This is a genomic window from Roseovarius sp. YIN77 (genome assembly GCF_057219155.1).
On sequence record NZ_JBXVVI010000002.1, the window covers coordinates 231333 to 250512 of the forward strand.

At 55.6% G+C, this 19180-nt stretch carries 17 protein-coding genes; 15 read left to right on the forward strand and 2 right to left on the reverse strand.

All coding sequences use genetic code 11. From position 1 onward, the window contains the following. Window positions 1-3: 3 nt before the first annotated feature. The 12 genes from nuoG to AC2D8P_RS04940 all read left to right on the forward strand — a co-directional run bounded on the left by nuoG (window position 4) and on the right by AC2D8P_RS04940 (window position 13431). Window positions 4-2022: an NADH-quinone oxidoreductase subunit NuoG gene (nuoG, locus tag AC2D8P_RS04885; RefSeq protein ID WP_484700983.1), complete on the forward strand. Its 2019-nt coding sequence runs from the start codon at window positions 4-6 to the stop codon at window positions 2020-2022. A 48-nt stretch (window positions 2023-2070) separates the two neighbouring features. Further along, complete coding sequence (nuoH, locus tag AC2D8P_RS04890) at window positions 2071-3108, forward strand: NADH-quinone oxidoreductase subunit NuoH (RefSeq protein ID WP_484700985.1); 1038 nt, start codon at window positions 2071-2073, stop codon at window positions 3106-3108. A 5-nt stretch (window positions 3109-3113) separates the two neighbouring features. Further along, on the forward strand, window positions 3114-3605 hold the full coding sequence (gene nuoI, locus AC2D8P_RS04895; protein ID WP_484700987.1) for an NADH-quinone oxidoreductase subunit NuoI: 492 nt from the start codon (window positions 3114-3116) through the stop codon (window positions 3603-3605). Continuing rightward, window positions 3602-4009: a carboxymuconolactone decarboxylase family protein gene (locus tag AC2D8P_RS04900; protein ID WP_484700988.1), complete on the forward strand. Its 408-nt coding sequence runs from the start codon at window positions 3602-3604 to the stop codon at window positions 4007-4009. The genes nuoI and AC2D8P_RS04900 overlap by 4 nt, the downstream gene beginning before the upstream one ends. Next, window positions 4006-4620, forward strand: a complete 615-nt coding sequence (locus AC2D8P_RS04905) for an NADH-quinone oxidoreductase subunit J (protein WP_484700990.1) — start codon at window positions 4006-4008, stop codon at window positions 4618-4620. The genes AC2D8P_RS04900 and AC2D8P_RS04905 overlap by 4 nt, the downstream gene beginning before the upstream one ends. 61 nt (window positions 4621-4681) lie before the next feature. Beyond that, window positions 4682-4987, forward strand: coding sequence for an NADH-quinone oxidoreductase subunit NuoK (gene nuoK / locus AC2D8P_RS04910; RefSeq protein ID WP_484700992.1), 306 nt, complete (start codon window positions 4682-4684; stop codon window positions 4985-4987). 8 nt (window positions 4988-4995) lie between these two features. Continuing rightward, the gene (nuoL, locus tag AC2D8P_RS04915; protein WP_484700993.1) at window positions 4996-7191 is read left to right on the forward strand and encodes an NADH-quinone oxidoreductase subunit L; all 2196 of its coding nucleotides are present in this window, start codon (window positions 4996-4998) and stop codon (window positions 7189-7191) included. Between the two features lie 2 nt (window positions 7192-7193). Then, window positions 7194-8738, forward strand: a complete 1545-nt coding sequence (locus AC2D8P_RS04920) for an NADH-quinone oxidoreductase subunit M (RefSeq protein WP_484701113.1) — start codon at window positions 7194-7196, stop codon at window positions 8736-8738. Window positions 8739-8748: 10 nt separating this feature from the next. Continuing rightward, window positions 8749-10188, forward strand: coding sequence for an NADH-quinone oxidoreductase subunit NuoN (gene nuoN / locus AC2D8P_RS04925; protein WP_484700995.1), 1440 nt, complete (start codon window positions 8749-8751; stop codon window positions 10186-10188). Beyond that, entirely contained in the window at window positions 10178-10939 is a 762-nt protein-coding gene (locus AC2D8P_RS04930) for a biotin--[acetyl-CoA-carboxylase] ligase (protein ID WP_484700997.1), read from the forward strand. The genes nuoN and AC2D8P_RS04930 overlap by 11 nt, the downstream gene beginning before the upstream one ends. A 12-nt stretch (window positions 10940-10951) precedes the next feature. Continuing rightward, on the forward strand, window positions 10952-11731 hold the full coding sequence (locus AC2D8P_RS04935) for a type III pantothenate kinase (RefSeq protein WP_484700999.1): 780 nt from the start codon (window positions 10952-10954) through the stop codon (window positions 11729-11731). Between the two features lie 29 nt (window positions 11732-11760). Further along, the gene (locus AC2D8P_RS04940; protein ID WP_484701000.1) at window positions 11761-13431 is read left to right on the forward strand and encodes a ribonuclease J; all 1671 of its coding nucleotides are present in this window, start codon (window positions 11761-11763) and stop codon (window positions 13429-13431) included. A 19-nt stretch (window positions 13432-13450) separates the two neighbouring features. Here AC2D8P_RS04940 and AC2D8P_RS04945 read toward each other — a convergent pair whose 3' ends face one another. Beyond that, window positions 13451-14842 (reverse strand): DEAD/DEAH box helicase, encoded by a 1392-nt coding sequence (locus AC2D8P_RS04945; RefSeq protein ID WP_484701002.1) that lies wholly within the window; start codon window positions 14840-14842, stop codon window positions 13451-13453. 199 nt (window positions 14843-15041) lie between these two features. Beyond that, window positions 15042-16649, reverse strand: coding sequence for a peptide chain release factor 3 (locus AC2D8P_RS04950; protein WP_484701115.1), 1608 nt, complete (start codon window positions 16647-16649; stop codon window positions 15042-15044). Window positions 16650-16817: 168 nt separating this feature from the next. Here AC2D8P_RS04950 and AC2D8P_RS04955 point away from each other — a divergent pair, with 168 nt between their 5' ends. The 3 genes from AC2D8P_RS04955 (at window position 16818) to AC2D8P_RS04965 (ending at window position 19156) form a co-directional block, all read left to right on the forward strand. After that, on the forward strand, window positions 16818-17597 hold the full coding sequence (locus tag AC2D8P_RS04955) for an SDR family oxidoreductase (RefSeq protein ID WP_484701004.1): 780 nt from the start codon (window positions 16818-16820) through the stop codon (window positions 17595-17597). Between the two features lie 120 nt (window positions 17598-17717). Then, on the forward strand, window positions 17718-18809 hold the full coding sequence (locus AC2D8P_RS04960; RefSeq protein WP_484701005.1) for an ABC transporter ATP-binding protein: 1092 nt from the start codon (window positions 17718-17720) through the stop codon (window positions 18807-18809). A gap of 128 nt (window positions 18810-18937) precedes the next feature. Continuing rightward, entirely contained in the window at window positions 18938-19156 is a 219-nt protein-coding gene (locus tag AC2D8P_RS04965) for a twin-arginine translocase TatA/TatE family subunit (RefSeq protein WP_484701006.1), read from the forward strand. Window positions 19157-19180: the final 24 nt, after the last annotated feature.

Genomic DNA, 19180 nt, shown 5'->3' on the forward strand with positions numbered 1-19180 from the left:
ACTATGAGTGACCTTCGGAAAATCATTATCGACGATCGCGAGATCGAAGTTGATCCGGCGATGACCCTCATTCAGGCATGTGAGCAGGCCGGGATCGAAATCCCGCGGTTTTGCTATCACGAACGTCTGTCGATTGCCGGCAACTGCCGTATGTGTCTGGTCGAGGTCGTGGGCGGCCCGCCGAAACCGGCGGCATCCTGTGCAATGCAGGTCAAGGATTTGCGCCCGGGCCCCGAAGGGCAACCGCCGGTGGTAAAGACCAACTCGCCCATGGTGAAAAAGGCCCGCGAGGGCGTAATGGAATTTCTGCTGATCAACCACCCGCTGGACTGCCCGATCTGCGATCAGGGTGGCGAATGCGATCTTCAGGATCAGGCCATGGCTTATGGCGTTGATTTTTCACGCTTTACCGAGGCGAAACGCGCCGTGGATGAGCTGAACCTCGGTCCGCTCGTGTCAACCGCGATGACTCGCTGCATTTCCTGCACTCGTTGCGTGCGTTTCACGTCAGAGGTTGCCGGGATCAACCAGATGGGCCAGACCGGGCGCGGTGAGGATGCCGAAATTACCAGCTATCTGAACCAGACGCTGGACAGCAACCTGCAAGGTAACATCATTGATCTGTGCCCGGTTGGGGCGCTGACGTCGAAGCCTTACGCCTTTACCGCCCGTCCTTGGGAACTGACAAAAACAGAATCCATCGATGTGATGGACGCGCTGGGGTCTAACATTCGCGTCGATACTAAGGGCCGCGAAGTGATGCGTATTCTGCCGCGCAATCATGACGGTGTGAACGAGGAATGGATTTCCGACAAAACCCGCTTCATCTGGGATGGCCTGCGCAGGCAGCGCCTGGATCGGCCCTATATCCGCGAAAACGGAAAACTACGCCCCGCCAATTGGGGGGAGGCGCTAGGGGCCGCTGCCGCGGCGATGAAAGGCAAGAAAGTTGCTGGTCTGGTCGGCGATCTGGCCCCGGTTGAGGCTGCTTTCGCCCTAAAACAGTTGATCGAGGGGCAGGGCGGATCTGTTGAATGCCGTACTGATGGGGCCAAACTGCCTGCGGGCAACCGTTCTGGCTATGTCGGGACTGCTGCGGTCGAAGATATCGACAATGCTAAGGCAATTATGCTCATTGGCACAAATCCGCGTGACGAAGCCCCGGTGCTGAATGCCCGTATCCGCAAGGCTTGGATCAATGGCGCCAAGATCGGCGTCGTTGGCGAAGCCGTTGATTTGACGTATAAATATTTCCATCTGGGCACTGGCCGAGATGATCTGGTGAAGCTGAACGAGGGCGACCATTCCGACGCGCTGAGCAAAGAAACCGTGGTGATCATCGGTCAAGGCGCGTTGAACGAGGCCGATGGCGAGGCGGTTCTTAGCCAAGCGATGAAGTTCGCCGAGGCCACGGAATCCAAGTTTATGGTCCTGCACACCGCTGCCGCCCGCGTGGGTGCGATGGATGTGGGTGCCGTGACTGAGGGCGGGTTGACCGCCGCGCTGGACGGGGCAGAGGTTGTCTATAACCTGGGCGCTGATGAGGTCGAAATCTCACCGGGTGCGTTTGTGATCTATCAGGGCAGCCATGGCGACCGGGGCGCGCATCGTGCCGATGTGATCCTACCGTCAGCGGCCTATACCGAAGAAAACGGTCTTTTCGTAAATACCGAGGGTCGCCCACAACTGGCCCTGCGTGCGGGCTTTGCCCCAGGTGAGGCCAAGGAAAACTGGGCGATCTTGCGCGCCTTAAGCGCTGAATTGGGGGCAACGCTGCCCTATGACAGTCTGGCACAGCTGCGTCAGGCGCTGGTTGAGGCCGTGCCGCATCTGGCTGGAATAGATCAGGTGCCAGAAAACGAATGGAACCGCCTGCCGTTGGGCAAACCCGCCAGTGCGGGCTTCCGCAACGCGGTTCGCGATTTCTATCTGACCAATCCAATTGCACGGGCATCCACCCTGATGGCAGAACTGTCCGCCAATGCAAAAGCACGGGCAGCGCAGCCCGTCGCGGCAGAGTAAGGGGGCGGCAGATGCAAATGAATATGAATACCGACGGTGTGAGGACAAATGGCTGATTTTCTAACCACCCCGCTGGGAACATTCGTGATCATCGTGGCGCAATGTCTTGCCGTCACCGGTTTTGTGATGATCTCGCTTTTGTTTCTGGTTTATGGCGACCGGAAGATCTGGGCCGCCGTTCAGATGCGCCGTGGTCCAAACGTCGTGGGCGCCTTTGGCCTGCTGCAATCAGTGGCCGATGCGCTGAAATATGTTGTGAAAGAGGTTGTGGTTCCCGCGGGTGCCGACAAGCCGGTCTATTTCCTGGCCCCGATGACATCTTTCGTATTGGCGATCATCGCCTGGGCTGTGATCCCGTTCAATGATGGCTGGGTTCTGGCCGATTTGAACGTTGCGATCCTTTATGTCTTCGCGATGTCCTCGTTAGAGGTTTACGGCGTGATTATGGGTGGTTGGGCATCGAACTCCAAATATCCGTTCTTGGGCTCGCTGCGATCTGCAGCGCAGATGATCTCTTATGAGGTGTCGATTGGCCTGATCATCATTGGGATTATCATTTCCACGGGCTCTCTGAATTTCGGTGATATCGTTGCTGCGCAGGATGGCGATTACGGGTTCTTCAGCTGGTACTGGTTGCCGCATTTCCCGATGGTGTTCCTGTTTTTCATCTCTTGTCTCGCGGAAACCAACCGCCCGCCGTTCGATTTGCCAGAGGCTGAATCTGAACTGGTCGCAGGTTACCAGGTTGAATATTCCTCGACGCCGTTCCTGCTGTTCATGGCGGGTGAATATATCGCCATCTTCCTGATGTGTGCGCTGACGTCGTTGCTGTTCTTCGGCGGTTGGCTGTCGCCCATTCCGGGCCTGCCGGATGGCGTGCTGTGGATGGTTGGGAAAATGGCGTTCTTCTTCTTCATCTTCGCGATGGTGAAGGCGATCACGCCGCGTTACCGCTATGATCAATTGATGCGCATTGGCTGGAAGGTCTTCCTGCCGCTGTCGCTGGCATGGGTGGTGATCGTGGCATTCTTTGCACAATACGGGGCCTTTGGCGGCGCATATGCCCGCTGGGCCATAGGGGGTTAATTAGAATGGCATTTGATTACACACGCGCCACGAAATACTTCCTGTTGGCGGATTTCATCAAAGGATTTGGTCTGGGGCTGAAATACTTCTTCGCGCCCAAGGCAACGCTGAATTACCCGCATGAAAAGGGGCCCTTGTCCCCGCGTTTCCGGGGTGAACACGCGCTGCGTCGCTATCCGAATGGCGAAGAGCGTTGCATTGCCTGTAAATTGTGCGAGGCAATCTGTCCCGCACAGGCCATCACCATTGATGCCGAACCGCGCGATGACGGCAGTCGCCGGACCACGCGCTATGACATCGACATGACGAAATGCATCTATTGCGGTTTTTGCCAAGAGGCCTGCCCAGTGGATGCCATCGTCGAAGGGCCGAATTTCGAATTCGCAACTGAGACCCGTGAAGAGCTGTTTTATGACAAGGCCAAACTCCTGGCCAATGGCGAACGCTGGGAAGCTGAAATCGCCCGTAACCTAGAAATGGATGCACCCTACCGATGACCGACGAAAAGAACCCATTCGAGGCCATGATGGCCCAGATGCAGGACATGGCAAAGGCCATGAATCCGGCGCTGGAGTCGTTTTCTGCCAAAGGGTTCGAGGCACTGATCCCGACCATGTCCAAAGAGATGATGGAGATGGGGTTCGGGAAAGGCGCCAACAAGGACGGGTTGGACGCCAAAACCAAACTGCTCCTGACGCTTGCCGGCCTGACCATGCAGGGTGCCCAAGCAGACACACAAATTCGCCTGACTGTGCGCCACGCGCATGAGGCAGGGGCAACAAAACAGGAAATCATCGAAACCATCGGCCTGATGGCCATGTTCGGTGGTCTTCCGGCCATGACCAAGGCAGCAGAGCTGGCCCAAGAGGTTCTGGCAGACAAAGAGGATGATGGAAAATGACAGTGGCGGCGTTGGCCTTTTATCTGTTTGCGATCTCAACCCTGATCGGGGGGCTCTTTACGGTCGTGTCCCGCAACCCGGTGCATTCGGTCCTGTGGTTGATCCTGGCCTTCCTGTCATCGGCAGGTCTGTTCGTTCTGCTGGGGGCTGAGTTTGTCGCGATGCTGTTGATCATCGTCTATGTGGGCGCAGTCGCGGTGCTGTTCCTGTTTGTCGTGATGATGCTGGATGTGGATTTTGCCGAGCTCAAGGCCGAGATGGCCAAATATGTGCCGCTGGCCTTGTTGATCGGTGTCGTGTTGCTGATGCAACTGATGATCGTACTGGGCAACTGGACTGTGGCGGATGAGGCCGAAAGCCTGCGTCTGGCCATCGCTCCTGCCCCGGAAGAGCTGCACAACACAGCGGCGCTGGGTCAGTTGATCTATGACGATTACATTTACCTCTTCCAAGCTGCGGGCCTGATCCTGCTGGTTGCGATGATCGGGGCCATCGTTCTGACATTGCGCCACCGTCAGGATGTCAAACGCCAGAACGTCATCGCCCAGATGCACCGTGATCCGGCGAAGGCGATGGAGCTGAAAGACGTGAAACCGGGACAGGGGCTGTGATGACTGATACCGGATTAAGAGTTGAGTTGGGAAGAACCCGAACAGAAGGACAGTGGGACAGATGATCGGATTAGAACATTACCTGGGCGTCGCGGCGGCTTTGTTCGTCATCGGCATCTTTGGCCTCTTCCTGAACCGCAAGAACATCATCGTTCTGCTGATGTCGATCGAACTGATGCTTTTGTCTGTGAATATCAACCTCGTGGCCTTTTCCGCCCATCACGGTGATCTGGTCGGGCAGGTCTTTACCATGTTTGTGCTGACAGTTGCCGCGGCAGAGGCCGCCATTGGTCTGGCCATTCTTGTTTGTTTCTTCCGCAACCGTGGCACCATCGCGGTTGAAGATGTCAATGTGATGAAAGGGTAAAGAGAACCATGGAAACCATTATCCTCTTTGCCCCCCTGATCGGTGCGATCATTGCAGGCTTTGGCTGGCGCATGATCGGCGAGCAGGCGGCGATGTATCTGACCACGGGTTTGCTGTTTTTGGCGGCATTTTTATCCTGGATCGTGTTCCTGGGCTTTGACGGCGACACCCGCCAGATCGAGATTTTCCGATTTATCCAATCCGGGTCATTGGACACAAGCTGGGCCATTCGTCTGGACCGGCTGACCGCGATCATGCTGATTGTGGTGACGACGGTGTCCTCGCTCGTGCATCTCTATTCCATGGGCTACATGGCCCATGACAGCCAGTTTGATGAGGGCGAAAGTTACAAGCCGCGCTTCTTTGCGTATCTGTCGTTCTTTACCTTTGCCATGCTGATGCTGGTGACCTCTGACAACTTGGTTCAGATGTTCTTTGGTTGGGAGGGCGTGGGCGTCGCGTCCTATCTGCTGATCGGGTTCTACTTCCGCAAGCCATCGGCCAACGCTGCGGCGATCAAGGCGTTTGTTGTCAACCGAGTGGGTGATTTCGGCTTTGCGCTGGGGATTTTTGGCCTCTTCTACCTGACCGACAGCATCAACTTTGACGATGTGTTCAGCGCCGCACCCTCATTGGCAGAAACACAACTGACCTTCCTGTGGACAGAATGGAACGCCGCGAACCTGTTGGCCTTCCTGCTGTTTGTCGGCGCAATGGGGAAATCGGCGCAGTTCTTCCTGCACACTTGGCTCCCGGACGCGATGGAAGGTCCGACACCAGTATCGGCCCTGATCCACGCCGCAACCATGGTGACCGCAGGCGTTTTCCTTGTCTGCCGTATGTCGCCACTGTTTGAATTCGCGCCAGAGGCACAAACATTTGTGATCTATATCGGGGCCATCACCGCATTCTTTGCAGCAACGGTTGGATTGGTGCAGAACGATATCAAACGCGTCATTGCCTATTCCACCTGTTCGCAGCTGGGATATATGTTTGTGGCCGCAGGTGTCGGCGTTTATTCCGCCGCGATGTTCCATCTGTTCACCCACGCGTTTTTCAAGGCGATGCTGTTTTTGGGTGCCGGGTCCGTCATCCACGGTATGCACCACGAACAGGACATGCGGAATTATGGCGGGCTGCGCCACAAGATGCCAAAAACCTTCTGGGCGATGATGATTGGCACGCTGGCCATCACCGGTGTCGGTATTCCGCTGACCACGATCGGTTTCGCAGGCTTCCTGTCCAAGGACGCAATTATCGAAAGCGCTTGGGGCGCCCATTCTGCGGCTGGCGATTTCGCCTTCTGGTCGCTGGTGATTGCGGCCTTCATGACCAGTTTCTACAGCTGGCGCCTGATGTTCCTGACCTTCTTTGGTACGCCGCGCGGCGATCAGCACACCCACGATCATGCCCATGAAAGCCCGGCCACAATGACCATCCCGCTGGGGGTTCTGGCCGTTGGGGCAGTTCTGGCCGGGATGATCTGGTTCAAACCCTTCTTCGGAACCCATGAACAGGTCAATGCCTTTTACGGTGTGCCCGCGCATCATGAGGCATCAAATGATCACGGTGCGGAGGCCGGACATGGCGAAGACACCCATGCAGAGGCCGATACCCATGCCGACGCTGATAACCATGGCGAGGAAGAGACTCATGCTGACGCCGGACATGGTGACGCTGACGATCATGCAGTTGCCGATCACGAAGAGGCCCAAGGCGAAGACATGGTGCATATTGCCGGTTGGACGCCGGGGCAGGGTGCTGTCTTTACCCATCCCGACAACCATGTTCTGGACAATGCGCACCATGCCCCGAAATGGGTTAAGGTCTCGCCGTTCGTTTCTATGGTTCTGGGTCTGCTGCTGGCACTGTGGTTCTATGTCTGGAACCCATCCTTGCCGCGCCGTTTGGCCGAAAGCCAGCCCGTCGCCTACCAGTTCTTCCTGAACAAGTGGTACGTGGATGAAATCTATGATGCGGTATTCGTGCGCCCTGCCAAATGTATCGGTCGTTTCCTCTGGAAACGCGGCGACGGATCGGTGATTGACGGGTTCCTAAACGGGGTTGCGATGGGGATTATCCCGTTCTTTACCCGGCTCGCGGGCCGCGCACAGTCCGGTTACATTTTCACCTATGCCTTTGCCATGGTGATCGGGATTGTTGTACTGATTACATGGATGTCGATCAGTGGGGGTGCTGAATAATGATGGATAGTCTTCTGTCCTTGGTAACGTTCATCCCATTGGGTGCGGCACTTATTCTTGCGATTTTCCTGCGAGGAGAAGACGCAGCAGCCCAAAGCGCGGCGAAATGGGCGGCACTTGGTGCCACGTCGATTACCTTCATCGTGTCCATCGCAATTCTGACCGGGTTTGATCCGTCTGACACCGGCTTTCAGATGGTCGAGGAAACCGATTGGATATTGGGCCTGAAATACAAGATGGGTGTTGATGGCATCAGCGTTCTGTTTGTGATGCTGACCACCTTCCTAATGCCGATCACGATATTGTCTTGCTGGGGCGTAACGCACCGGGTCAAGGAATACATGATCGCGTTTCTGGTATTGGAAACCCTGATGCTGGGCGTCTTCATGGCGTTGGATCTGGTGCTGTTCTACCTGTTCTTTGAGGCTGGCCTGATACCGATGTTCCTGATCATCGGCATATGGGGTGGCAAGGATCGTATTTATGCGTCCTTCAAATTCTTCCTGTATACCTTCATCGGGTCGGTTCTGATGCTGGTCGCGATGATCGCGATGTATATGGATGCGGGCACCACAGATATTCCGTCCCTGTTGAACCACCAGTTTGGGTCTAGCACGATGACCGTCGCCGGGTTCCAGATTATCGGTGGTTTGCAGACGTTGCTGTGGCTGGCGTTCTTTGCGTCTTTCGCGGTGAAGATGCCGATGTGGCCGGTTCATACCTGGCTGCCCGATGCCCACGTTCAGGCCCCGACGGCGGGGTCTGTCGTTCTGGCGGCGATCCTATTGAAAATGGGCGGCTATGGTTTCCTGCGGTTTAGTCTGCCGATGTTCCCCATCGCCTCTGATCTGTTGGCGCCGCTGATCTTTTGGATGTCGGCGATTGCGATTGTCTATACCTCGCTGGTCGCGCTGGTGCAGGAAGACATGAAAAAGCTGATCGCTTACTCCTCGGTCGCGCATATGGGCTATGTCACCATGGGGATATTTGCGGCAAACCAGCAGGGTATTGATGGCGCGATTTTCCAGATGCTCAGCCACGGCTTTATCTCTGGCGCGCTCTTCCTGTGTGTTGGGGTTATCTATGACCGGATGCACACCCGCGATATCGATGCCTATGGTGGTCTTGTGAACCGGATGCCGGCCTATGCGCTGATCTTCATGTTCTTTACCATGGCCAATGTCGGCCTGCCGGGCACATCTGGGTTTGTGGGTGAATTCCTGACCTTGATGGGCATCTTCCAGGTCAACACCTGGGTGGCGCTGTTCGCGACCTCTGGCGTAATCCTGTCGGCGGCTTATGCGCTGTGGCTCTATCGCCGCGTTGTCATGGGCGAGCTCTTGAAAGAGGCACTGCGCTCGATCACCGATATGACACGCCGCGAACGCCTGACATTTGCGCCGCTTGTCTTCATGACCTTGCTTCTGGGTGTCTACCCGTCGCTGGTCACTGACATTATCGGTCCCTCCGTCGAGGCGCTGATTACCAACTACCACGCCGCATTGCCGGTGGCCGAGAGCGCGACGCAAGTCGCCACATCACATTGAGGTGGGTTCGATGATCTCTTCTGATATTTCCCAAGTCCTGCCAGAGATTGTTCTGTCGGTCTTTGCCATGGGCGCGCTGATCGGTGCCGTCTATTCCAGCAAGGACAAACTGGCCCCGCTGCTGACCGTTGCGACGGCGGCTGTGATGGTTGTGATCGGTGCATGGATTGGTTTTGGTGCATCGGGCACGCATACGGCCTTTGACGGTATGTTCATCAATGACAGTTTCGCGCGCTTTGCAAAGGTTGGCATCTTGTGGTCGGCGGCTGTGGTGCTGTTGATGAGCATGGATTATCTGACAAAACGTGACCTGATGCGGTTTGAGCTGCCTTTACTGGTGGCGCTTGCCGTTGTCGGTATGATGATGATGGTGTCTGCTGGGGATCTCATGGCGCTTTACATGGGGTTGGAACTGCAATCTCTGTCGCTTTATGTCGTGGCCTCCATGCGGCGCGACAGCGTGCGTTCGACAGAGGCCGGGTTGAAATATTTCGTACTGGGCGCGCTTAGCTCTGGTCTGCTGCTTTACGGGTGTTCACTGACATACGGCTTTGCCGGAACGACGCTCTTCTCTGGTATCATCTCTACGATACATGACGGCCATGCCAGCATTGGGTTGCTGTTCGGCCTGACGTTCATCATCACGGGACTGGCGTTCAAAGTCTCTGCCGTTCCGTTCCATATGTGGACCCCGGATGTGTACGAGGGCGCCCCGACCCCGGTCACCGCGTTCTTTGCCACGGCGCCGAAATTGGCTGCGATGGGGCTGTTCGCCCGGGTTATGCACGATGCCTTTGGCGCGGCCTCTGCCGACTGGTCACAAATCATCGCGCTCTTGTCTGTGGCATCCATGTTCCTGGGGGCGGTGGCCGCCATTGGTCAGCGCGACATCAAACGCCTGATGGCCTATTCATCGATTGCGCATATGGGTTTTGCCCTGATGGGGCTGGCTGCCGGTACTCAGTTCGGCATTCAGGCTATGCTGGTTTACATGGCGATTTATGTCACCATGAACCTTGGTACCTTTGCCTTCATCCTGTCGATGGAACGCGATGGTAAACCGGTTAGTGATATCGATAGCCTCAATCTTTATTCACGCCAGGAACCGTGGCGCGCCGCAGCGATGCTGGTGCTTTTGTTCAGCCTTGCAGGCGTACCGCCGATGGTTGGGTTCTTTGGCAAATACTACGTTCTGCGCGCGGCGGTAGAAGCCGACATGGCCTGGCTGGCGATTGCCGGTGTGATCGCCTCTGTCATCGGGGCGTTCTATTACCTGCGCATCGTCTTTTTCATGTATTTCGGCAAAGAGGTTGATGCGCTGGACAAGCCCACGGCACTGATCCCGGGGCTGGTTCTTGCAGCAAGCGCCATAATGATGGTGGCGGGTGTCGTGAACCTCTTTGGGATCGAGGACATGGCGGCCATGGCGGCCGAGACCCTTGCCCGCTGAGACTGGCTGGCCCGCAGGCGTGGGCCGCACAATCCTGACCGAGATCGACAGCACCAATGCCGAGGCGCAGCGACGCGCTCCGGCATTGGCGGGTCCTGAATGGATTTTGGCCTTGCGTCAAACACAGGGGCGGGGCCGACGTGGTCGACCATGGGCAGATCCAGAGGGCAATTTTTCAGCAACACTGGTCATGCGCCCGACAGAGGCACCAGACACCATTGCACTTCGGTCCTTCGTTGCATCGCTCGCTCTGTTTGATACCTGCGTTGCGTTGACCGGCAGGGCGGATGCGTTTGCCTTGAAATGGCCCAATGACGTGCTGCTGAACGGCGGGAAACTTGCTGGGATATTGCTGGAATCTGGCGGTGCCGGGTCGGGCCATCTGTCCTATTTCTGTATTGGAATTGGGGTCAACCTTATCTCCACCCCCGAAATGGATCAGATGGCGTCGGGTGCCGTCACCCCGGTTAGCCTGTTGTCAGAAACCGGCGCATTGGTGACGCCAGAGGAGTTTCTGGACACGCTCGCCCTGGCCTACGCGGGGTGGGAACATCAGTTTACCACCTATGGCTTTGAACCTATCCGGCAGGCTTGGCTGCAGCGCGCCGCCCGTTTGGGAGAGGTGATCACAGCCCGCACAATGCGCGAAGAATGGACCGGAGTATTCGAAACTGTCGACACGTCCGGCAATCTGATATTGAGATGTTCGACGGGGCGGCACATCATTCCAGCCGCCGAAGTATTTTTTTAAAAGGGGGCAAATATGCTTCTGGCCATCGACTGCGGAAACACGAACACCGTTTTTTCTGTCTGGGACGGAGAAAAGTTCCTGTGCACCTGGCGGACCGCGACCGAACATCAGCGAACTTCGGACCAATATTATGTCTGGCTGTCAACGCTTCTGGAACATCACAATATCCCGTTTGATATAGACGAGGTCATTATCTCCTCAACCGTGCCGCGGGTGGTGTGGAACCTTCGGGTCTTTGCCGATCGTTATTGCAACACGCGCCCCTTGGTCGTCGGCAAACCAGAATGCCGTCTGCCGGTGGATGTTCGCGTGGACGAAGGCACACAGGTGGGGCCTGACAGGTTGGTGAACACTGTCGCAGGTCATGATCTATATGGTGGCGACCTCATCGTGGTGGATTTCGGCACCGCCACAACGTTTGATGTCGTGGCAAAGGATGGCGCCTATATCGGTGGGGTGATTGCGCCCGGTGTGAACCTCAGCCTAGAGGCCCTGCATCAGGCTGCCGCCGCTTTGCCCCATGTTGACGTATCCAAGCCTGAGAACGTTATTGGCACCAACACCGTGGCCTGTATGCAATCTGGTGTGTTCTGGGGATATATCGGGCTGATCAACGGAATCTGTGAACGGATCAAGGCCGAACGCAGCCGTGATATGAAGGTGATTTCGACAGGCGGCCTTGCACCTTTGTTCCAACAAGGTTACGCGCTGTTTGACCATTTCGAGGATGATCTGACCATGCATGGTTTGATCACGATCCACCGATACAATACCGACGCAATACAGTCGTAATACAGCAAGGCAAAAAAGGCAGGATTTTCATGAGCAAGAATCGTTTGATTTACCTGCCTTTGGGCGGCGCCGGAGAGATTGGCATGAATGCCTATGTCTATGGCTATGGCCCGGCTGGAAAGGAACGCCTGATCCTTGTGGATCTGGGTGTGACCTTCCCCGATATGGATACGACCCCCGGCGTCGATCTGATTTTCCCTGACGTCACGTGGCTCGAGGAAAACGCAGATCGGTTGGAAGCAATCTTTATCACCCACGCACATGAGGATCACGTCGGCGCAGTCGGGCATCTGTGGCGCCGATTAAAGGCCCCGGTTTATGCCCGTGCTTTCACCGCCCATCATGCCCGTCGCAAGATGGAAGAACACGGCGCGCCAGAGGATCAAATTATCACCGCATCCCCTTGGCCAGAAACGATTTCTGCAGGCCCCTTCAGCGTGTCGTTCATGCCGATTAGCCATTCCATACCGGAAAGCTCAGGCTTGGTCATCGACACGCCAGCCGGGCGCATTGTGCATACCGGGGATTTCAAATTGGATGAAACGCCCTTGGTGGGTGAACCGTTTGACCCAGACTTGTGGGCAGAAGTGGCAAAACCAGGTGTGAAGGTTTTGATGTGCGACTCCACCAATATCTTTTCCCCGTTCGCTGGGCGGTCTGAGGCATCCGTCGGCCCTGAAATTACCGAGCTGGTGAAAAGCGCTTCAGGCATGTTTGTCGCGACAACCTTTGCCTCTAACGTCGCACGGGTCAGAACCTTGGCTCTGGCAGGCAAGGCCGCCGGGCGTTCTGTCTGTCTGTTGGGCCGCGCCATGCGCCGGATGATCGAAGCAGGCGTCACAACCGGCGTTCTGGCCGATTTTCCAACTGTCATCAGCCCCGAAGATGCCCTTGATATTCCACGTGAAAATTTGATGCTGATCGTGACTGGTAGTCAAGGCGAACGCCGCGCTGCCTCTGCCCAACTGGCGCGGGGGAAGTATCGTGGTTTGAAAATGGCAGAGGGCGATACGTTCCTGTTTTCATCCAAGACCATTCCAGGCAACGAACGGGGCGTCATTTCAATCATCAACGCCTATTCCGAAAAGGGTGTGGACGTTGTGGATGACAGTTCTGGCAAGTATCACGTTTCCGGCCATGCCAATCGTCCAGATTTGGAACGCGTGCATGACCTGATCAATCCGCAGATGGTGATCCCGATGCATGGCGAACACCGGCATCTGCGCGAACATGTTAAATTGGCAGAGGCCAAGGGCCGAATTGGGGCCTTGGCCGTCAATGGGACAATGCTGGATTTGACTGGCGATCAGCCCAAGGTGGTTGAGTACATTGAAACTGGCCGCACCTATCTGGATGGTTCTGTACAGATTGGTGCTCTGGATGGCGTGGTCAGAGATCGTATCCGCATGGCGCTAAACGGCCATGTGATCGTGACGTTGATCGTCGACGAAGATGACGAACCGCTTGGCGATCCCTGGGTGGAGACTATGGGTTTGACGGAGATTGGAAACTCCAAAGCACCTTTGGCGGATGTATTGGAGCAAGATCTTAGTCAACTTGTCAATCGGATGGCCGATAAAACACTCATGGATGATGACAAGTTGGAAGAAGCCTTGCGCCGCGAAATCCGACGCTCTGCATTGGCAGAAATCGGGCGCAAACCAGAGGTTTCGGTGATTATCAGCCGATTGTCAGCGTGACGATCGGCCTGAACAGAATTTAACCAACTCGTCGTTCGTCAAAGCTCATTGCGATGAAAGAGGGCAGGTGATCACCCATCCCGATCACGCGTTTGCCGTTATCGGTGCGACGCTTGGGTTTTCTTTCTGTTTCTTTAGGGGCCACATTTTGGGCCTCTTGGGGGATGTCTCTGATTCTGTCGTTGCTCCCGTCGCCTACCTTCTTTTGGGGTTTGGGCTTTGCGGCAGGTTCGATGGCCTCAACGGGTTCTATGGATGGGGCTGCCAGAGGGCTGTCCATCCGGGGTATTGTGGTTTGCACTAGCTTTTCAATGTCCCCCAGATTTCGTTCATCCTGTTTGGAGCAAATCATCAAGGCCTTGCCCGATCTTCCCGCGCGGCCGGTACGTCCGATCCGGTGGACATAATCCTCTGCATTACCGGGAACATCGAAGTTTAAGACATGGCTGACATTCGGAATGTCCAAACCGCGTGCGGCAACGTCCGAGGCGCATAGGAAGCGGATAGACCCATCGCGGAATCCATCCAGTGTTTCCATGCGCTTTGATTGTTCCAGATCGCCATGGATCGGGGACGCATTATAACCGTACTTTTTCAGCGACTTGGCGCATATATCGACATCTGTCTTGCGGTTGCAAAAGATGATTGCGTTGGAACAGGCCTCGCCCTCTGCGTCGATCAGCGCGCGGAGCAACTTGCGCTTTTCGCTGGCGGCGCGATCCTTGCGCGAGGCACGAAACATGACAACGGATTGTGTGATGTTTTCACCAGTGGTCGCGGCGCGAGCGACCTCTATCTTTTCAGGGTTGGAGAGGAAAGTATTTGTGATGCGTTCAATCTCTGGCGCCATCGTGGCAGAGAAGAACAATGTTTGCCGGGTGAACGGTGTCAGACCGAAGATACGCTCGATATCCGGGATGAACCCCATGTCGAGCATCCGGTCAGCCTCATCCACGACCATGACTTGAACACCGGTCAATAGCAGCTTGCCGCGTTCGAAATGGTCCAAGAGACGCCCAGGCGTGGCAATCAAAACGTCGACACCTTTGTCGATCAATTGATCCTGCTCCTTGAAACTAACGCCACCGATCAGCAATGCCTTGGTCAGTTTTACATGTTGCGCATAGATGTCGAAGTTTTCAGCGACCTGAGCGGCCAGTTCCCGTGTTGGGCACAACACCAGGCTGCGGGGCATCCGGGCGCGTGCGCGGCCGCGGGCCAGCATGGTGATCATAGGCAGGGTAAAACTGGCGGTCTTACCTGTACCGGTCTGTGCGATCCCAAGAACATCACGCCCTTCCAATGCTGGCGGAATTGCGCCGGCTTGAATGGGGGTTGGGGTTTCATAACCTGCGCTTTCGACAGCTTTCAGGACTTTTGGGTGCAGCTTCAGATCGGAGAATTTCGTCATTCTATTCCGTGTTCTACGACGTCATGTCGTATCGGGTTGCAGGGGCATCCGGTCAGGCCGGCACTTAATTATCCACAAGCCCCCATAGCGGGTCGGGCATAGCGAATTTGTTGTCAAAGGTCAATTGCTTCGACGGGATTGGGGACAGCTGAAATCAACACCGCAGTTTGTTTCGAAATTCGCAACAATCTTTGGTGATTCAGGTCATCATCTCTTTGGTCGCGGATAGGGTTATCTCGCTATAGTCACGCTCAACCCGGTCAATATCCCATTGTAATCTGGTCAGATAAACTATGTCGCCGTCATTGTCATGGGCGATATGTTGTTTGTTTGCATTCACAAACTTATCCACAGCCTCTTTGCTGCCGTGAACCCAACGGGCAGACGTAAACTGCGATGGTTCAAATCGAACGGGCAGACCATATTCCAGTTCGATCCGGCTGCCCAATACTTCGAATTGCAAGGCGCCGACGACTCCGACGATGAAACCTGAACCGATATTGGGTTTAAAAACTTTGGCTGCACCTTCCTCGGCAAATTGCATCAACGCCTTTTCCAGATGTTTTGCTTTCATCGGATCGCCTGCGCGGACGCTTTGTAGCAGCTCCGGTGCGAAAGAGGGGATGCCTGTGGCGCGCAACGCTTCGCCCTCGGTCAGCGTATCTCCGATACGCAGTTGCCCGTGGTTGGGAATGCCAATGATGTCACCGGCCCAGGCCTCTTCGGCCAATTCGCGATCTGCGGCCAAAAACAGAACCGGGTTTGAAATGGCCATAGGTTTTTTGGTGCGTACATGGGTGAGCTTCATGCCGCGTTTGAAATGCCCGGATGCCATACGAACAAATGCCACGCGGTCACGGTGCTTTGGGTCCATATTGGCCTGCACTTTGAAGACAAAGCCGGCGACAGTCTTTTCTTCTGGCGCAATGTGACGGGGGGCTGCTTGTTGTGGTTGCGGTTCGGGCCCGTATGTCCCGATGCCGTCCATCAGCTCTTTCACGCCGAAGGAATTGATCGCAGAGCCGAACCAGATTGGCGTCATCGTGCCGTCCAGCAGCGCCTGTTGATCGAGCGTCGGAAGAAGTTCACGAGCCATTTCGATTTCTTCCAGAAATTTCTCCAGAAGGTGGGCCGGAACGTGTTCGGCCAGCTTTGGGTCATCCAACCCGATTATTTTGATCGACTCAGCCACTTTATTGCGATCGGCGCGGTCCATAAGCTCCAGCCGGTCGCGCAACATATCATAGCAGCCAACAAATTCAGATCCCATGCCGATGGGCCAGCTGGCTGGTGTTACGTCGATTGCCAGATTTTCCTGAATCTCGTCGATGATTTCAAACGTATCGCGGGCCTCGCGGTCCATCTTGTTGCAGAACGTCAGGATCGGCAGATCACGCAGGCGGCAAACTTCAAACAACTTTTGCGTCTGACTTTCAACGCCTTTCGCCCCATCAATCACCATTACCGCGGCATCAACTGCGGTCAGGGTGCGGTAGGTGTCCTCAGAAAAGTCAGAGTGCCCGGGAGTGTCAACAAGGTTGAACCTGAAATTATCAAAGTCAAACGACATGGCAGAGGCGGACACAGAAATTCCGCGATCCTTTTCCATCTGCATAAAATCAGAACGTGTACGGCGTGCCTCGCCCTTGGCGCGGACTTGACCGGCCATTTGGATCGCGCCGCCATAAAGCAGAAACTTTTCTGTCAGCGTTGTTTTACCAGCATCCGGGTGTGAGATGATGGCAAAGGTGCGTCGCCGGGCAATCTCGGCAGGTAGGTCAGGTTTGTTTGAGGCTCTATCCAACATGGCGCGGATATAGGCGAGAGGCGCGGGCGGGGCAATCGTTGATCTATCCATGTTTCAACAATCGGATCAGATTTCAGCTTGGAGAGGGGCGAACTATGTGGTTGCAAAGTCGGTTCATCGGAATAACTCTGGCTCAACACAAGTTGAAACAGATGATTGGGGAACAAGATGGATATGGGGATCAAAGGCCGCCGCGCGATTGTCTGTGCCGCGTCCAAAGGGTTGGGCCGTGGATGTGCAGAGGCGTTGGCGGCCGAAGGTGTCGATCTAATCATCAACGCCAGAACAGAAGGGCCGCTTGTGGAGGCCGCAAGTGACATAGAGGCCCAATACGGCGTTCAGGTGGTTCCGGTTGCGGCTGACATCACGAGCGAAGACGGGCGAGCAAAAGTTTTAGCCGCGGCTGGATCCGTGGATATTTTGGTCAATAACGCTGGCGGTCCGCCCCCAGGGATGTGGACCGATTGGGATCGGGATGATTTCATCGCCGCGCTTGATGCCAACATGCTGACGCCTATTGCTATGATGCAGGCGGTTCTGCCGGGTATGATGGATCGCGGTTGGGGACGGGTCGTCAACATTACCAGCCAATCCGTCAAATCACCGATCGCCGTTCTGGGGCTGTCAAACTCTGCGCGTGCAGGTCTAACCGGTTTTGTCGCGGGCACCGCCCGGCAAGTGGCCCCGCATGGTGTGACGATTAACAATCTCCTGCCCGGCATTCACGCCACCGATCGGGCAGACAGCCTGGATCAGGGTGTCGCAACCGCCCAAGGCATCAGTATGGATCAAGCACGCGCCGCCCGTCAGGAAGCGATCCCCGCACGCCGTTATGGTACGGCGCAGGAATTTGGAGCAGCCTGTGCATTCCTGTGTTCGGACAAGTCCGGATTTATCGTCGGGCAGAATATTCTTTTGGACGGCGGGGCGATGAATTCCACGCTCTGAGTTTAACTGATTCAGGTATTGCAACCGGCATCGTTGGGGTTGCGAGGGCGCAGAAGGGCTGATACCTAGTAAATCTGAGCGTTTTGCTAAGATTCCAACCTCACGCAGAAAGAGACCAGTGTGAGCCCAGATACACCCCGTTTGGAAATTCGGAATATCGTTCGCCAATTCGAAGGCCGGACGGTTGTCGACGATGTGTCACTAAAGGTCATGCCGGGGCAAGTAACCTGCCTGCTGGGACCATCGGGTTGCGGGAAGTCTACGACCCTCAGGATCATTGCAGGCGTCGATATGCAGGATTCGGGTGAAATATACGCGGATGGTGTGCTGATTTGCGACACCATCTTTCGCGTGCCCGCTGAACGGCGTTCTATCGGTTTGATGTTTCAGGATTTTGCGTTGTTTCCGCATTTGACAGTTGCGCAGAATGTGGCTTTTGGCCTGGAAGGGGACAAGAACCAGAAAAAGGCCCGGGTCGGCGAGTTGCTGGAGCGGGTCGGAATGTCGGCCTATACAGACAGCCACCCCCATCAACTGTCAGGGGGCGAGCAGCAAAGGGTGGCGCTGGTCCGGGCGCTGGCCCCCAAGCCCCGGATAATGCTGATGGACGAGCCTTTTTCCGGCCTGGATGATCGGCTGCGCGATGGTGTGCGCGATGAAACTCTGAACGTATTAAAAGAAGAAGAAACCGCAGTTTTGCTGGTCACGCACGAACCTGCCGAAGCGATGCGTATGGCAGATGAAATCGCGCTGATGCGCGGGGGACGAATCGTGCAGCAGGGCGCGCCCTATAACATCTACAACGCCCCCAGAGATCGCGAGGCCGCTGCGTTCTTCTCTGATATCAATATTCTGCGCGGCGTAGTTAAAGGGGCGCTGACCAGTACCCCCTTTGGGCAGTTTTTGGCCCCGGGAATTCCTGATGGGACCGCCGTTGAAATCGTTTTCCGCCCGCAACACGTTCGGATTGATTTCGATCGCGCGGGCAAGGGGCCTTCGCCATCAACGCGTGATGGGGTTGCGGCGCGGGCAATTGTCCAGCGCGCCAGGTATATGGGACGGGAAAGTCTGGTCGAGTTCCGGATGGAGGAAAGCGGGATAGAGTTGATGGCAACGGTGCCATCGGTATTTCTTCCGCAAAACGGCACTGCGCTATGGTTATCTGTCCCACGGGACAAGTGTTTTGTGTTTCCGGTCCAGAACCGCAGCTGAAATTGAATATGTTTTGGTGTGACAAGACGTCAATTTATGCTTTCGGTCTATGAATTTTGGCATCAAGGCCATAAATAGGAATCGAAGTTTCGAAGGTCACGATCGGTGATCTTAAAGGGAGAAGATGAATGTTGAACAATATTGGCCTTCCCGGCCTTTTGCTGATCGCAGTTGTGGTGTTGGTACTGTTTGGTCGCGGGAAGATTTCGTCGCTGATGGGCGAAGTGGGCAAGGGCATCACCGCCTTCAAAAAAGGTGTCGATGACGGCAAGAAAGAAATCGAGGACGCTGCTACGGCTGAAGAAGCCCGCGATGTGACCCCAGAGGAAGAAAAAGACAAGGCCTAACAAAGGCTTCGTCGGGATTCACAT